Genomic DNA, 16,771 nt, shown 5'->3' on the forward strand with positions numbered 1-16,771 from the left:
GATAATTATGTTTATCAAGCGGAATTTCGCTTCGCTCTCTTTTTATCAAAATCAGCCCAACGTTCTTCCATTGACATTGCCCTAGTTTTCTTTTTCGTTGGACCTTCCGCGGAGACTTCCTGATTACTTGAAATTTGTTCTTCTTTAAGAGCTTGTTTGGAGTTATCAACTATTTGTTCTTGTGTCTCAACTGTCGTTTGGACGCCTGAAGTTTCGTCAATTTTAACGGAGGGTTCTCTTGAAGTTTGAACTATTTGGGTTCTCTTACCATTAAATTTTGAATCTAATTCTGACTCTGACTCTGACTCTGAGATCGCTGTATAATCAATTTCTGCCGCAACTCGGGCGATTCTGGATCTCCTCTCCCTCACACGTTCATCAATAATACTATCATTCCGAATAGTATTCACGAACCTTCTTACTAAAAGAACAACAACCTTAATGAGTACTAAAATGGTTAAGCCCATAAGTAATTCCAATAAATTGAGTTTGAAATTGACCTTCTGACAAATCTCAAAAATATTAGTAATCATTGATCAAGTCCCCCTCTGTTCATAAATCTATTTTCGATGAATCTCAATGAATCTCCTTCAGAGAACATGCCCAATGGCAATCTTCTCAGCAATTCCTCCTACCCTTGACTTACCTTAGCGGACATTAGATTTTAGGAGGTTAAGCCTCATGGTTGTACGGAAAGAAGATATTCATAACTTGGTTGAGCGCCTTCCTGAAGATGATCAAAAAACTGTTTTTGATTTTATGCAGTATTTATTAAACCGTTCCACAAAAAAACCGGACGGATGGGAAAAAATCGTGTACATTCAGGCCATAGATTCCCGTGGAGGGATATATAAGTAACCAAAAGCCGGTTCTCCTTAGAGTAAGGAAAGCCGGCTTTTGACTTCCAGAATATGTATTAGCGTATATTTTCGTTAAAATGTTGGCGGGACCCCTGACAATTCAAGAAACTGAAGAATCCCTGACGACGTTTTATACCGTCGTCAGGGATTCTCATTCAACTACCTACAAATTCATACTACGCTCACAAATACAACAACTTACAACTATACTTAGGATTCAGTGGTTTCTGCTGCAGCGGCTGCCTCAGCGTCCGAAACTAAGGCATTTTCGATCAAAGTACTGAGATGATGCATTTTCATGCCAAGCTTATAGAATTTATTCATGTCATTAAACTGGTCAATGCAGTTATGACAGGGAATGCAACCTATTTTTGCACCAGTAGCCACTAATTGATCCACTTTAGGTTTTGCTTTAATCATACGCTGCTGCTTGGTGGCCGCTACAGCTAAAGCTCCACCACCGGCTCCACAACAAATGTTATACTTACCATCAGGATTCATCTCGCGATAATCCATTACGACATTTTTAATAACGTAGCGTTGTGGTTCATAGACTCCTTCTTTACGAACCGTATTACAGGGATCATGAAGAGTCACTGGGAGAGGATTTTTAGTTTTATCTAGTTTTAGCCTGCCTTCTTTTATCCAATCGGCGTAAAGCTCGACTATGTGGCGTACAGGAAATTTCTTCCCTTTCCAGAAAGTACGCTCAAACATTTTACAAGAGCGGAAAGCGTGACCACATTCTGTGACGATTAGTTCTTTAGCATTCAATCGCTCCACTTCTTCAAAAAGCGGGCGTGAAATTTCCTGGAATTCATCATTTTTCCCTGTGAACAGACAGATATTTGTAGCGTCCCAGCGCTTACTACTAAGCGTGTAGTTAGCCTTAGCGGCATAGAATACATGTAAAATTGTCTGTAGTTCATTTGGATAATGTTTAACTTCTCTTGCATTGAAGCCAAACATAAAATCAGCATCAGGCTTGTCTATGGGTATCTTATAAGTAGGATCGTTCAGTTCTTTCTGAAGTTCCTCCTCAAGCCATTCTAGAGTCTCATCATAATCAATTTGTTCTACGGCCATTTGGTTACCAGTACGTATATGGTCATCGGCAATAATCTGTAAATGACCGGGAGGAACAGGCGTTTTTCCTCGGAAGGCTCTTGTTATAGCTGCAATATTCACACCCATTGGGCATTCTACAGTACACCGTTCACACATATTGCAATTCCAGACGAAAGGATCATTAGCCAATTCTTCCCGCATACCAAGTGCTACTTTGCGAATGAATTTACGAGGATCCTGATCTTCAATTAAATCGCTGTACTTACAACCAGCAGTACACATACCACACGTGAGACAATTCGAAAAGTCATAGCCTTTCAACAATCCAGCCACTTCATCACGCAAGGTTGGATCTAAACTTTTAATTCTAATGGGTTCACCCATCTTACTATCACCTCCGACGCTAAAAATTAATATTCACTAGGGAGTTCTTTTAGTTGTGCCATAGAAAAGACCGGTCCATCTTTGCAAACATATTCCGTTCCAATATTGCAACGACCGCAAATTCCTAGTCCACATTTCATTCTCATTTCCAAAGAAGTGTAGATCCGTTCAGGCGGGAAATTCAGTTTTTCTAAAACCGGCAACGTAAATTTAATCATAGCTGGTGGCCCGCACACGACGGCATAAGTGTTCACTGAAGATGGAGCTATTTGCTCGGTAATGGATGGAATAAAACCAACGTTTTTGGTCCATCCTTCTGCAGGTCGGTCAATCGTGGTTACAAGGTTAATATTTGGATTCTTCTCCCACTCTGCTAATTCATCTTTGTAGAGTAACAAGCCTGGGTTTCTGGCACCGTAAATTACTGTAATATCTCCATAGTCACCACGATGCTTTTCATCCAGCATATATTTGGCTAATGAACGCAGAGTTGTAAAAGCAAAACCTCCACCGATAATGACGAGATTTTTTCCTTTAAACTCTTCGATGGGGTAATAGTTACCCATGGGCCCTCTTACCCCTACCATAGTTCCCTCTTCCATAAGGTGTAAGGCATTTGAAACGCACCCTACTTTAGCGACCGAGAATTTCAGAATTCCAGGCTCTGTCGGAGATGTGGCGATCCCAAAAGGAGCTTCGCCATGCCCGTAAGCACTTATCTCGGCAAACTGACCAGGCATATATTTAAAGTTTTCTTCATCTTGTTTATTCAAGAACTCTAACGTGAAGGTGTTGATGTTCCGGTCTTCCGTTTCCACTAAGTTTTTAACAAGCTTCATCGTTATCGGTATATAAGGGTTCAGTTCCATTATTCCACCACCAATTCTGCTTTGTTGACACCATCAATGGCCTGCCGAATATCCAAATTAACTGGGCAACTTTTTATACAGCGACCACAGCCTACACAGGCTATATCCCCGTTGTTATGGACAAAATAATTGAACTTGTGCATCATACGCTGGCGCCAACGGGCCTTTTTGGAGTCCCTCGGATTATGCCCGGAACCGTGCAGCGTAAAGAGGGGTGCCATACAACCGTCCCAAGTTCTTACTCTGCTCCCTTCATTATTTCGTACTTCCTCAGAAATATCGAAACAATGGCAGGTAGGACAAGAGAAAGAACAAGCATTACAGCCTAAGCACTTTTCCTGGAGACTGTCCCAATAGGCATTGTTGAACATTGAGTCAAGTTTACTTGTGATCGTAGAGACGTCTACTTCAGACGTAGTTTTGGCATTTTTAATCGATTCGACCAAGGATTGATCTTCGTTCGTTAGCTCTTCAAGACCTTGTAAATTAGCAGCTAAAGCTTTCCCCTTTTCGGTAATAGCTTCGATTTGGTAAGAATCTCCTAGATCAATCAGAAAAATATCTGATCCTTCACTGCTGGCAGGGGAAAGGCCCATAGAAGAACAAAAACAAGTTGGGGCGATTTTATTACAAGCAACACCTATGATGGCGGTATTGTTTCGGCGCTCATAATAATAAGGGTCGGTGAACATATCATTTTTAAAGACTTTGTCTAGAAGCAGCATTCCTTTAGCATCACACGGTCTGATTCCAAATAAGACTGTTTTCCCTACCTTTAGCTCGTTTATAACGGTTACGTCTTTGCCCTCTTTTTTATAAGACAGAAGTTTTTCGTGTTGAGGGAAAAGAAAGGATTTAGGAGGGAGTTTGGAATTCAGATAATCCTGTTTGACTTCTGAGAAGCTCTTTGCTACCTTGTAATTTACTCCCCCTGCATCACTTATTGGAGCAATAATTTGGTATTCTTCTGCTAGAGCATCGAATGATTGGCCAAATTTTTCTTTACTTATCTTCATCTTCTTCACCTCACTCCTTTACCAAGAACGTTTCTGGATCATCAGAGCTGTATTCATTAAGAGCTGGTTTAAGGTCTTCGCTAATACCAGATTCATGGTGATACATTTCCAAAACATCTTTAGAAAGCTTACGGTTTAAAGCACGAATATCGACATTTTGGGGACAAGCACGACTGCAGGCGCCACAATCGACGCAACGACCTGCTAAATGAAGGACACGTCCTGCTTGGAACATAAGGTTTTCAGCGGGGTCAACTCCACCCGTCAGCCATTTAGGAGAATTGCAATCCACAAAACATTCTTGACAATAACACAACGGGCAAGCGTTGCGGCAAGCATAACAGCGAATACACTTACTCATTTGTTCTCGGAAGTATACTTGACGTTCACGGTCCGATTTGTTTTCCATTTCGATGACATCGGCAAAAGGTACAGCTTGCTGAGGAACCTCAACAGACCCTCCAATATGAATGTCTTCAATGATCGGATTAGGATAACGACAGGTTTTACAAGTAGCATCTTTTAGTTCAGAAAACGTAAACTCTTTATCGCAAACCATGCCTTGAGCGGATAGTTTACCGTCAGCAATGCTTGCTGAGATAATTTCTCCGGTTTCAGCTTCAACTTTCTTCTTGTCGATAACCCCTTGGCAGGAAACCCCGATGATATATAAATCATCTCGTACCAACTGGTTTTCTTGCATTAGAACAACTAATGCTCGGCTATCGCATCCTTTAGCAATAATGGCTTTTTTTCCAGGGGTCTTTTTGACATAAGCCGCTAAATTGTTTTCACAAGTTTCATCCCAGATTAATTTAGTGATATCTTGAGGAGAACGTACAAAGCAAGGCGTTGCTTTTAAAGGTAAAGAACCTTTTTCATAGCCGATAACAACGTCAACTTTCCCGTCAGCCAGTAATTGGCGGGCCGTTTCTCGGATATCATCAATCATGTTATTCATCCGTTCCCCTCCCGTCTACTACTTTAAATACGCCATTATTAGGTCCTAGAGCAGTAACTCGCTCTGTAACCCCTTTCACGACTTCAGCAAATCGACCACCCTCTGCAGCGGATACCCAAGAAAAGCTTACACGGCCATCTTCTAAACCAACATGCTTCAAGAGTGACTGGATTAGAGCAAATTTTCTACGAGCAACATAATTACCACTAATATAGTGGCAATCACCAGGGTGGCATCCAGACACCAAGACTCCGTCTGCCCCGTTGGCCATTGCTTTCAAAATATATAAGGGATTAATTCTTCCCGAACAAGGGACTCTGATCGTTCTAATTGTTGCAGGGTATTGAATTCTTCCTACACCCGCCAGATCTGCGCCTGCATAACTACACCAGTTACACAGAAAAGCAGCAATTTTAGGATTAAACGCATTCGTTTCTGGTTGGCACACATTCTCTTGACTTTCTCCCATAATCATCTACCTTCCCATCATTATTCAGTTTATAGGGAGTTCAACATCTCAACGATTTGCTCATTCGTACACCCTCTAAGACTGATGGCACCACAACGGCAGCTTGAAGCACACGCTCCACACCCTTTACACAGAGCATCGTTAACAACAGCAACGCGGTTAACCATATCGACTGCAACGGCTTTAGCCGAGCAAACAGCTTCACAAGTACCACAGGCAGTACATTTGCGTTTATCAACGAAGGCATTTAAGCCTGCTGATTCTACCTGCTCCTTAGACAAGGCTACACCAGCCCGTCCGGCTGCAGCTTTAGCTTGAGTAATGACTTCTTCCATATTCTTTGGACTATGAGCTATACCTGCCATGTATACTCCGTTAGTACTGAAATCGACAGGTCGTAATTTCATATGCGCTTCTAAGAAGAAGCCTTCAGCATTTAGGGGGATTTTAAACCATTTGGAGAGTTTCTTGCCGTCCTCTGGAGCTTTAATCGCAGCAGCCAAGCAAATGACGTCTGCTTCAATTTCAATCGGACGATCTAAGACATGATCGTTTACAGTTACGACAAGGGTGTCCCCTTCTTTAGTAACGACAGGTTTTTGATTCTCACTATAGCGGACAAAAATGATTCCAATACGTCGCGCTAATTCATAATCCTCTTCAAAGTAACCATAGGTTCTCATATCGCGATACAGAACGAAGACATTAGCCTCAGGATTTTTAGTTTTTACTTTTAAAGCGAGCTTGACGGATTTAGTACAGCAAGTACGGCTGCAATAAGGATTTTCTTCACAACGGGAGCCAACGCATTGAATAAAGACATAATTCTTAGCATTTTCGACCTTAGAATCATGACTAACCAAAGCTTCGTCCAGCTCGATTTGGGTCATGACACGAGCGTCTTGGCCGTAGAGATACTCCTTAGGCTTATATTCCTGACCGCCAATGGTAAGAAGGGCAACGCCATGCTCGATCTGTTCTCCATTTTCTAAAGTCGTTGTAAAGCTACCAAGGAAGCCCCCCACATCTTTAATGGCTACACCAACGTGGAGTTTAATGTTAGCATGGTTGCTGACACTTTCAACTAACCCGGCAACAAAGGCTTTCATATCTTCTCCTCTGAAACCGGTCGAGAATCTCCTTGCAATGCCGCCTAATTCCTTATCTTTTTCCACTAAATGAACTTCATACCCTTGATCTGCTAAAGATAGGGCGCTCGTCATTCCAGCTACCCCACCTCCGATAACCAAGGCAGCATGGTTCATAGCCATAAATATTGGCTGGACAGGCTGTTGCATAGAGGCACGGATGATGGCTAATTTGGTCAGATCTTTAGCCTTTTCAGTGGCTAGTTCAGGTTCATTCATATGAACCCAAGAGCATTGGTCACGAATATTGGCCATGTCAAACAGGTGAGCATTCAAGCCGGCTTCTTTCAATGTCTCTTGGAATAAAGGCTCATGAGTTCGTGGGCTACAAGAAGAAACAACGACTCTGTTTAACTTGTGTTCACTAATCAGAGCTTTCATTGAGGCTTGGGCATCTTGCGAACATGCATAGATCTTATCACTGGCATAGACAACCGTTGGCAAAGTCTTGGCATACTCGACGACCGATGGGACATTCACAACGCTGCCAATATTGACCCCACAGTGACAAATAAAGACTCCCGTTCTGATTACATCTCCTGCAACTTGTAGTTCAGGCGGATATTGTTTTTCACTGACGAGACTGCCGCGCTCTTCAGCTAATAAAGCGGAAGCGGCACCGGCTGCTGCGCTGGCTTGCATGACTGTTTCCGGAATATCTCTTGGACCACTAAAAGCTCCTGCTGCGAATACCCCTTCTTTGGAGGTATTCACTCCACTTAGTACTTCAAGTTCAGCAAACCCAAATTTGTTAACTTTGAGATCTAATAATTTAGCCAATTCCTTAGAACTATCCCCTGGTTCAATTCCTACAGATAGGACAACCAGATCGTATTGTTCCGTCGCTATTTGTCCATCTTCAGTGGAGTACCTTATGACGGCATCGCCCGAACCATCTTTAGCCTCTGTTACTTCATAAATACGAGAGCGAATAAAGTTGACACCATGTTGATTCTTGGCGCTATCATAATATTTTTCGAAATCTTTTCCATGGGTTCTCATATCCATATAAAAGATCGTAGTATCAACGGGAATATGGCTGTGTTCCTTAGCAATCACTGCTTCTTTGATTGCATACATACAGCAAACACCAGAACAATAATTTTTATCGATTTTGGCGTTTCTGGAACCTACGCATTGAATCCAAGCAATTCTTTGTGGTTCTTTTTGGTCAAAAGGTCTTACCAAATGCCCATCAAAAGGTCCTGAAGCACTAAGAAGGCGCTCAAACTCAAGGCTGGTAACAACACTTTTAATTTTGCCATAGCCGTAATAATCTAACTTAGAGGCATCAAATACTTTAAAGCCAGGGTTAAGAATCATCGAACCTACTTCGACGTTGATTTCTTTGTCTTCCATCATATGGTCGATAGCTCCAGCCTGACAAGCTTTGAGACACTTTTTGCATATTTCCTTGCCTTGTGCTTTACCACGTGATTGGAACAGACAATTCTTTTCGTCAATAGCATAGGCATTCGGGAAGGCCTGAGAATACTGCTTGAAAGCAGCTTTACGCTTGCCTAAACCTTGATTAAATTCATCATCAACTTTTACAGGGCAAACTGCAGCACACGCTCCACAACCCGTACATTTTTCAACATCAATATAACGAGCCTTTTGCTTAATGGTTACTTTAAAGTTACCTGCCTCACCCTCTGATTTGATAACTTGGGAATTAGTATAAATGCGAATATTAAGATGGCGACCGCATTCAACCAATTTGGGGGACAAAATACACATAGAGCAATCATTAGTCGGGAACGTCTTATCCAACATTGGCATTGTTCCGCCAATTGCCGACGACTCTTCAACCAAATGAACTAAGTATCCCGACTCTGCTAAATCAAGTGCAGCCTGAATACCAGCAATCCCTGCGCCGGCTATCAATACGGCACCGATTTTATTTTGACTCATTTTAACACCTCTTTCATCCTTACTCTTTGTAATAGTTACAACAATCACAAGGAACAAAGTATTTAGTTCGCCAAATAAGTCTAAAATCCTTTCTCAAAACGATAACTATTATAGAAAAATGCGATTATTCAATTAGGAATCTGAAGGGTAGGAATCTGAACGTCTCTGCGAAGCTCATCTGAAATCTCAATTTCCCGCCCAAGAGCAAATGAATAGAGGGTGCAACGTGAAACGCCTAATTTTAGTAAGCGTTCAATTGCTAGGGCATAAAGAGAAAGCTGAAGGGCATATCGTTTTTGTAAGATTTGCCCAAGATCAATTGGGCTATTTGTAGGGAAAGAATCTGTTTTGTAGTCAAGAATTTCTGCCTTAGTTTCCTGACGTTCGTCCTCACTAATAATTACAACATCAATCACCCCTTGAACTAAGATATTTTTTTGGTCTTGAGACGGAAACGTTAAGGTAAAAGGAACTTCTCGAAGCAGTTGCTTTGCGTTAAAAAGTCGCAGTCCTAATGGAGAACTTAGTAAATCGACAATATGCATCGGCTGGATACTCAAGTTCTGCTCGACACTGAGAATTTCAAGTCGTTCGAGCAAACTCAAAAATTTAACAACTTGATTGAATTGTTCCGGTTGCCCCAATGTAGCCCATTGGGTTGCCCATTCTTTAAACGGAATGTGTTGCATTGCCGTGTGCAAGGCAGTTCCCCGCTCTGCCGGGGTAAGTGACTGTGCTGACGATTGAAGAAATTTTGGCCGTCTCATGGCATCAGTCCGGTTCCCGGGCGTCGCAAGCGGTGATGCATCTTCAGTTGCATGCCAGTTGAATTGACGTTTCAGTTCGCTGACACTCGTTTTAGCCACCTGCCGAACAGAATTGCGGTGTGGATACTCCCAGCTTAGCCGACGGTTGACTTCAGAAAACCATGAATCAACACTCTTTACGTCAAGGCCTTTTTCAGCACTCACATCAATGTTCTTGCTACAGTCCTCCCCTGCACTATCACTTCGGGACTTTTCTATGTTTTTCTCAGTACTCTCTTCAATAATATATTCTGTAATTTTATCTGAAATTTCTTCTGTAATATCTTCTTTGAGCTTGAGGTTTGTTAAGCTTCGATGAAGGTGGATTTCCCAGCGTGAATTGACTTCAGGAAAGGATAAGGCTGATCGTTCCTCAGTCTCGCCGAAGAAATGTTGGGGATGTCGGGTCAGCGCAGGACCGATCCAATCCAAAAAGGATTTTGCACCACGGAGTTGAACTTCCGGTAGGGCAATCTCGTCCCATTCAGACGTACGATGCCATTTATGAAGGGTATTATCGAAGTTTTCTAAGTTTCCATAGAGGAATAGTCGTTCTTTGGCACGCGTTAGGGCAACGTAAAGGATACGCAACTCTTCAGCTAAAGATTCTTGAGCCAAACGCTGCTTAACCGCGTATTGGATCAAAGAGGGATAACGCACATTGTTGTCCACATCAATGATCGGCATACCCAGACCTAATTTGGAGTGGAGAAGCATTTTCCCCTTGAGGCTTTGAGTATTAAACGTACGCCCGAGACCGACAACGAACACGACCGGGAATTCCAACCCTTTGCTGGCGTGAACCGTAATCAAACGAACGACATCCTCATTTTCTCCTAAAGCGCGGGCATTTCCCATATCTTTACCTTGGCCTTGGAAACGATCTAGAAAGCGAAGAAACCGAAACAAACCGCGGTACCTTGTTGCTTCAAAGCGACTGGCGCGGTCATAAAGTACTCGAAGATTGGCCTGTCGTTGAACCCCTGACGGCAAGGTTCCAACATAAGCCAAGTACCCGGTCTCTTCATAAAGAGACCAGAGCAAATCAGCCAGTGATATTCGCCGAGATCTCGTTCGCCAAGCTTGAAGTTTAAGCCAAAATTCCGTAACTTTATCCTTCAGCCCTTCAGCAGAGTCCAATAGTTCTTGTGCGGTTTCCAACCGTTGTGGCAAGGATTCCTCGTATAGACTTAAGATTTGTTTAAACTCGCTGGCTCTCTCCGGCGTCAAACCATCGACCATACCTGCCCAGACCGCTAGGGTTAATGCCTCATAGAAGTCTCCTTCAGGGAGCATCATTCGAAGTTTACCTAATTCGCTCCCATTGAGGCCTACAAGTGGAGAGCGCAGGACTGCAGCCAAAGGAATGTCTTGGTGCGGGTTATCGATGATTTTAAGAAGAGACAACATCGTTTCCACTTCACTGGCTCCAAAATACCCAGTGGTTGTTTCAGCATAAACCGGAATGCCAGCACTTTGGAATTCTTCGACATAGATCGGTGCCACTGCTGAGTAGGAGCGCATCAAAATCACAATGTCTGAATAGCGGATTTGGCGAAAATCCTTAAGTTCATTATCATAAATCTGGAATTCCGACCCTTGCACCATGTGCTGGATCCGTTCGCTAACCAGACGCGCTTCGATTCGAGCCTTATCAAGATCTTCTGAAGATATGGTTTCTTCAGTTCCAGAGGACAATTCCGTTTCAGTCCCTGAGTTACCTTCCATAGGGGTGGGTTCTGAGTCATCTTCAATCATTCCAGGCTGGTTTCCGCTACCTGACTTGTCGTTCTCTGAGGAGAGCACGTTCAACGAGCTTTTTATACCTTTGGGGTCAATAAGGTGGACTTCAATCGGTCCTTCTGCCGTGTCAACTTGATCCTGTCCGGAAACAAAGGATGCTCCGTATTGTAAAGCCGCTTGATCGTCATACAGGATTTCGCCTGCACCTTTGGTCATGATCTGACGGAATAGAAAATTAACTCCCTCCACCACTTCACGACGACTTCGAAAGTTGCGATTCAGATCGATCACGGTTTCCAAATGAGATGTATCACCGGGCGAACCAGGGTGCCAATGTGGCAAGGTGCTATATTTGGCGAGAAATAAACTGGGGTCGGCCATACGAAAACGATAAATGCTCTGCTTGACATCTCCAACCATAAAGAGATTGGGGGACTCCTCTTGCCGTGATACTAGTTGCAAGATGCGTTCCTGTACAGGGTTGATGTCCTGATATTCGTCCACCAGGACTTCCGCAAAATACTCCTTTAACCCTTGAGCAATCAAAGAGGCCTCGTTCTCTTCTTCTAGTAAGCGAAGGGCAAAATGTTCTAAATCTGTAAAGTCTAAGACGTTTCGTCGCCCCTTTTCCTTCGCATAGAGTTGAGAAAACTCAATCACTAAAAGCCCGAGTGTCTGTGCCATAGTCCCCATCTCACGTAAGGCGGGAACCTGGCGTTCAAGGGGATAAGCAAAGACCTCATCTTTCAAAAAGTTGAGTTTCTTTTTAGCCTCATCTCTTAATTTCTTACTTTCTTCTCGCAACTCTTTTTGCAAGAACTCGTCAATTTCCAAGGCAGAGTTCTTCTTTGTTTTAGTACGGGCAGCCGGGAGTTTGGGGTAATCGACAGCGGATTGAAACTGTGCTTCGACCTGAGCCCAATCCCCTTCCATTAATGCGCGGTTTAATAATCGAACTCGGGCTAAATCGTCTTGTAAGGTCTCAGCATAGATGGCTGGTCCGTCCGGACGCTGGGCGATTTGTTTAGCTCGTTCGAGTAAGCTTATACTTTCAGACACAAGGTCCACTAGTCCTTGGCGAGCGGCTTGACCCCATTCGCTTTGCATCATAGATTCAATATCATTCCACACATAGGCCTTATCAAGCTCACTCAGCCACACTTCTGGCTGAGGTTGACTATATGCAAACACATAAAGACGCAAAACATGGTCCATCAAGGGTTGGTCATCACGATCCGTACCGAAGGCATCGACGAGTTTTAAAAAGGCGGAGTCTTCTTGTTCATAAAGGCTTTCAAAGAGTTCTTCGATCGCGTCTTGGCGCAGAAGGTCTGCCTCTGCTTGATCCGCCACCCGAAACGCAGGATCAAGTTCAAGCTGGTAGAAATACTTCCGAATTAATTCTAAACAGAACGAATGTAAGGTCGTAATGTTAGCCCTCTGAAGAAGGGAGCGCTGGCGGAGGAGACGCTCGATTTCCCCAGTTTCATGTTCAAGAAATAAGGCATTGTCTAAGGCTTTGCCGATACGATCTCTCATCTCGTTCGCTGCCGCTTTAGTGAAGGTAACCACAAGAAAACGATCGACATCCACTGCTTCTCCGGGGTCTGTGATACGGCGGATTAAACGTTCTACGAGCACGGCCGTCTTACCTGAACCAGCTGCAGCAGCAACTAAGAGTTGGCCTCGCAACGTCATGGCTGCAAGCTGTTCGGGCGTCCATTGAGGTGTACTCACGCTAGATTTCCTCCTTTCAACGTTGTTGCCTTCTCTTCTGTGAACTCTTCTTTCTCTTATTCCAGCCAGTTTAAGCTAAGGTCGTTCGAGCTCTTTGTTTCAGGTGAGGAGGCGACATTTGGCGAGGGGATTGAGACGCATTCCTCCATACCTTCGAGGCGTCTCCAGACCTCCTCTTGTTTTAAGGCAGGCAGGTCTCGGTATTGGTTTTCCTGTAGGTAGGGGTCAAAGTGGCATACAGGTTTATACGAGCAATACTGGCATCCTGTGCTTTTTCCTCGTCGATAAGGGGAGAGGGAAATATCGCCGTCTAATATTTCTTCACCTGTCTGTCGAAACCACTGATGAAGATAGTTACTGAGTAGAGAAAATTGATCTTCAGTCAGGACATTTGATCCTTTTTTGAAATTACCGTCTTTTTTCAATTTGAGCCCTAGTAAATCGGATTGCCCTGAGGAAAAGGAAGAATCCATGGCTTCCAATACTCTAGGATTGGCTAATAAATACCCGCTGACCTTGATAGCTTTGACACGGCGTTGTTCCAACTCTTCTGAACTGAGAGGGATTTTTTCTTCTAACTGGGGTTCCAGCACAGGAAAATACAGAAAGCCCGCAGGAATCTTCTGAGGTGAAGGGTTGTCTATTCCTGCTGCGATCTCATTAAGAGCGTACGGTGGACTAGTTTCGCCTAACGAAGACAAAGTCGAAGTTGTATTTAACAAGACCTCGGCTCCCTGCAAGGCGACATTTAGATATGTGAGCAATTGGAGATTTAGCCCATAATAAATTGAATCCAAACCTAAGGATAGTTCACGGGATTTGTAGTCGAGAATACGTAAATACACTTTACCATCCAAGAACGCAGCATCGACACGGTCAATTTGACCGCATAAAAGAAGGGAATCATCCTCAGTTAACGGAATCTCGACTCCAGGGAGCATTTCATTTGGGCCAAAACTCACTTCCAACTGGATAGGAATAAATACCCCTTGGCGGGCGTGCTCTGCCAGCACTCGCACAGCATGATGTACGGTCCGTTTGAGTTTACGGGTTAAATAGCGGTAGCGCGCGCTACTAAGGAGAATTTCATGCTGAAGACTTGGGACAAGCTGATCCGCCAGTTCACTGACAAGTGCCCAAGATTCTTCCTTCGTCAATTTCCCCCAAGCTAAGCCCCGTTCCTGTAATTGAAGGGCGAAATCATGCAAGAGGGCATGAAAGAATTCCCCCATATCGGGGCTTGACAACTGGTAGGTGGGCCTTTCACGCAGCTTCAGACCGTAACGTGCATAATGTCCAAAAGGACACTTGGCGAATTGTTCTAAACGGGAAATACTGGCCTTCAAGCGTTTACCGTATAGACGGCGTGCTAGGGGGCGTTGAATTCTATCTTCCTGATTTTGGGTCAGGAGACTGGACCGCAACCGCTTCGTTTGATTTTGTCGAAGGGGGTTTTGTGTAAGCCATGTTTCAGTGGCTTCCCAAAGAGGGGAAAGCGGTTCTCCCTGGCGCAAAGAGCGCAGTTGTTCGGCGTAGGCCTGAAGGGCAAAATCGGGCTGACTGATGCGGTGAATCTCCTCCTGATTCCCAAGAAACCACTCAGCGAGTGTTGGGAAAAGGTGTGAAAGCCGTGTGACGACAGGAGAAACCGTCAATCCTTTCCCCTCTTCATCGGTCAGGGGATAACAAACCACAAGTTTTTCGGTAGCCCGGGTGAGTGCCGTATAGATAAAGAATTGTTCTTCATACATTTGCGACTTTCCCTTGGGGGCAAGGGAGACACCGGCTTTTTCTAATTGTTCCCTTTCCTCCGCGTCGAGAACGCCATCCGTAGTCGGTCGGGCAGGAAGAACCCCTTCATTAGCACCAAGGAGAAAGAGGGCCCGGACTTCCGGATTCCGAGAACGATCCAATGATCCTACTAAAACCTGGTCAAGCCCAGGAGGAATTAGCCCCAGTTCGATCCCCTCGATCCCAGATGCTAGAATCAGGGCATACTCCTCAAGCTCCAAACATTCGTCTCCTAATCCAGAGACCATTTCATCCAACACTTGGATCACGGCATCCCAGATTTGTTCATGTAATTTACCTGCGCTGAGTTCGCCCTCTTCTTGGGCCTTTTGCGACCAATTCTTTAATGTCGCTGGAACCTCAAGCCTTTCTAGGAAGGCATAAAGCATTTCAGTAATTTCCCGTACTGTTAACGCCCCTGCTTTGCCGCGTGGTGAGACCCCTTGAACAAATCCGACCACAAGGTCATAAACGATTTGGCGAGAGGTATTCAGCTCAGCTTGAAGTTTGAGCTCAGTGGCCCGTTGTTCCTCGTTTTGCCCCAGAGACCACTGACGATGGTACCGCCATGTTATATTAGCATTCCAGCCTTCTCCATGTATTCCATGTTCGAGCACGTAGTTTTCCAGACAATCAATAGCATCCCTTTGAAGTGGGAAAAAGTCCGTCTTCAAACAACGAAATAAGGGTTCATAGGCCCAATGGCTCTCCGCCACTTCAGAGATGGATTGCACTAATTCAATCAACGGATGATGAAGAATGGAGCGTTTATGATCTAAAAAATGTGGGATCTCATAGGACGTGAACACTTGGGAAATCAGCTCATGATAGCCTGAGAGGTCACGAGTCATGACTGCCATTTCATTCCAGCAGAGTCCTTCATCCCTGGCTAAACTCCGTAGTTCCCGCGCAACCCCTTCCACTTCAGCACGTCGGTTTACCGCTGATAAGATCTGAATTCCGTCGCTAAGCGAACGTTCTGGTTCCGTAGGGGATTTTATTCTTTCCTCGTAATTCACGGTCGGAAAAACAGAATAATATTTTTCCAAATGCCAAAGCCAGGGATGTTTATATCGTTTTACGTTTTCTAGCACGGTGGGAGAGTGTAGACGGATACCCGTTTCCGTGACAATCCGCAGTAAATCCTGATAAGTCTGCCAAGGTCCTGTGAATAGTTCCTCACCGGCTTTAAAAATCCTTTCTTCCCGTTGACGTTCCTCTGCAAGCAAAGAAGGATCTAGTGGGGACGTAATAACCACTTCTTTGGCCGTGAGCATAATGATTTTTAAGACCTCTAATTCCTGAGGAGTAAATCCCGTAAACCCATCAACCCATACCTGTGCCCCTTGAAGAAGGGGTGCAAAAGGGATTTTTTCCGCTAGAGCCGGCAATTCATCATCAGGGTCACCAATTCCTTGTCCTAATGCTGCTTGGAATTCTTCGTAAATAAGAGCTAAGTCTTGGAGTTTATCTGTCAAAATTCCAGTTGTATGTTTAACCTGTCGTAAATCATTCGAGGTTATTCGGTACGTTTTGAATTCTCCAATCGCTTGAGCAAGAAGATCAGCCATGCCTGGTCGGGAAGCAGAGCGGGCGAAGGCTTTCAAATGAAGACGATGCTTCAAGAGGATTCGACGCAGGAGCATCCGTTTGCCTGTTGCGCCGATCAGAACTTTTTGCCCCCCTCCAGTTTCGGAAAAAACGCGCCAGCCTAGCCGCCGAAAGCTCAAAACCTGGGCCCGTAAACTTCCACCTAAATCAGGCGTATTGGCTAGGGCCATTTCCATCTGATAAGTTGCTTGCTCGGGTACGAGGAGGATCAGTGACTCTCCCCATGGCTTCATCCGCAGTTCGGCACGGATTTCTTCCAGACATAGAGTACTCTTGCCACTTCCTGCACGACCGAACACGAAACGGAAACCCAAATAAATCCCTCCATTCAAAAGGACATGTTGGTACTATTATAGCATGGGCAAACGATGAAATTGTTCATTCTCTTTATAAG

The 16,771-nt window shown here is 44.3% G+C and carries 10 protein-coding genes; 1 reads left to right on the forward strand and 9 read right to left on the reverse strand.

From position 1 onward, the window contains the following. Positions 1-14: 14 nt before the first annotated feature. Positions 15-533 carry a hypothetical protein gene (locus DSOL_RS11335; protein ID WP_075364971.1) on the reverse strand — a complete coding sequence of 173 codons (519 nt, stop codon included), beginning with the start codon at positions 531-533 and terminating at the stop codon, positions 15-17. Positions 534-681: 148 nt separating this feature from the next. Between DSOL_RS11335 and DSOL_RS27935 the strand changes: the two genes are divergently transcribed. After that, complete coding sequence (locus tag DSOL_RS27935; protein ID WP_170871493.1) at positions 682-858, forward strand: hypothetical protein; 177 nt, start codon at positions 682-684, stop codon at positions 856-858. Positions 859-1,070: 212 nt separating this feature from the next. Here DSOL_RS27935 and DSOL_RS11340 read toward each other — a convergent pair whose 3' ends face one another. The 8 genes from DSOL_RS11340 to addB all read right to left on the reverse strand — a co-directional run bounded on the left by DSOL_RS11340 (position 1,071) and on the right by addB (position 16,691). Next, positions 1,071-2,312, reverse strand: a complete 1,242-nt coding sequence (locus DSOL_RS11340; protein WP_075364972.1) for a (Fe-S)-binding protein — start codon at positions 2,310-2,312, stop codon at positions 1,071-1,073. Positions 2,313-2,338: 26 nt separating this feature from the next. Beyond that, positions 2,339-3,181 (reverse strand): FAD/NAD(P)-binding protein, encoded by an 843-nt coding sequence (locus tag DSOL_RS11345; RefSeq protein ID WP_075364973.1) that lies wholly within the window; start codon positions 3,179-3,181, stop codon positions 2,339-2,341. Beyond that, positions 3,181-4,197, reverse strand: coding sequence for a 4Fe-4S dicluster domain-containing protein (locus DSOL_RS11350; RefSeq protein ID WP_075364974.1), 1,017 nt, complete (start codon positions 4,195-4,197; stop codon positions 3,181-3,183). The genes DSOL_RS11345 and DSOL_RS11350 overlap by 1 nt, the downstream gene beginning before the upstream one ends. 10 nt (positions 4,198-4,207) lie before the next feature. Then, a complete protein-coding gene (locus DSOL_RS11355; protein ID WP_075364975.1) occupies positions 4,208-5,158 on the reverse strand; it encodes a 4Fe-4S dicluster domain-containing protein in 951 nt (316 codons plus the stop codon). Next, positions 5,151-5,633 carry a hydrogenase iron-sulfur subunit gene (locus DSOL_RS11360; RefSeq protein WP_427854398.1) on the reverse strand — a complete coding sequence of 161 codons (483 nt, stop codon included), beginning with the start codon at positions 5,631-5,633 and terminating at the stop codon, positions 5,151-5,153. Before DSOL_RS11360 ends, DSOL_RS11355 begins: the two co-directional genes overlap by 8 nt. A gap of 23 nt (positions 5,634-5,656) precedes the next feature. Continuing rightward, positions 5,657-8,689: an FAD-dependent oxidoreductase gene (locus tag DSOL_RS11365; RefSeq protein ID WP_075364977.1), complete on the reverse strand. Its 3,033-nt coding sequence runs from the start codon at positions 8,687-8,689 to the stop codon at positions 5,657-5,659. A gap of 128 nt (positions 8,690-8,817) precedes the next feature. Further along, positions 8,818-12,975, reverse strand: a complete 4,158-nt coding sequence (locus DSOL_RS11370; protein WP_075364978.1) for a UvrD-helicase domain-containing protein — start codon at positions 12,973-12,975, stop codon at positions 8,818-8,820. A 56-nt stretch (positions 12,976-13,031) separates the two neighbouring features. Next, complete coding sequence (gene addB, locus DSOL_RS11375) at positions 13,032-16,691, reverse strand: helicase-exonuclease AddAB subunit AddB (RefSeq protein ID WP_075364979.1); 3,660 nt, start codon at positions 16,689-16,691, stop codon at positions 13,032-13,034. Between the last annotated feature and the right edge of the window lie 80 nt (positions 16,692-16,771).

Origin of the sequence: Desulfosporosinus metallidurans (assembly GCF_001936615.1) — a bacterium.
Taxonomy (GTDB): Bacteria; Bacillota; Desulfitobacteriia; order Desulfitobacteriales; family Desulfitobacteriaceae; genus Desulfosporosinus; species Desulfosporosinus metallidurans.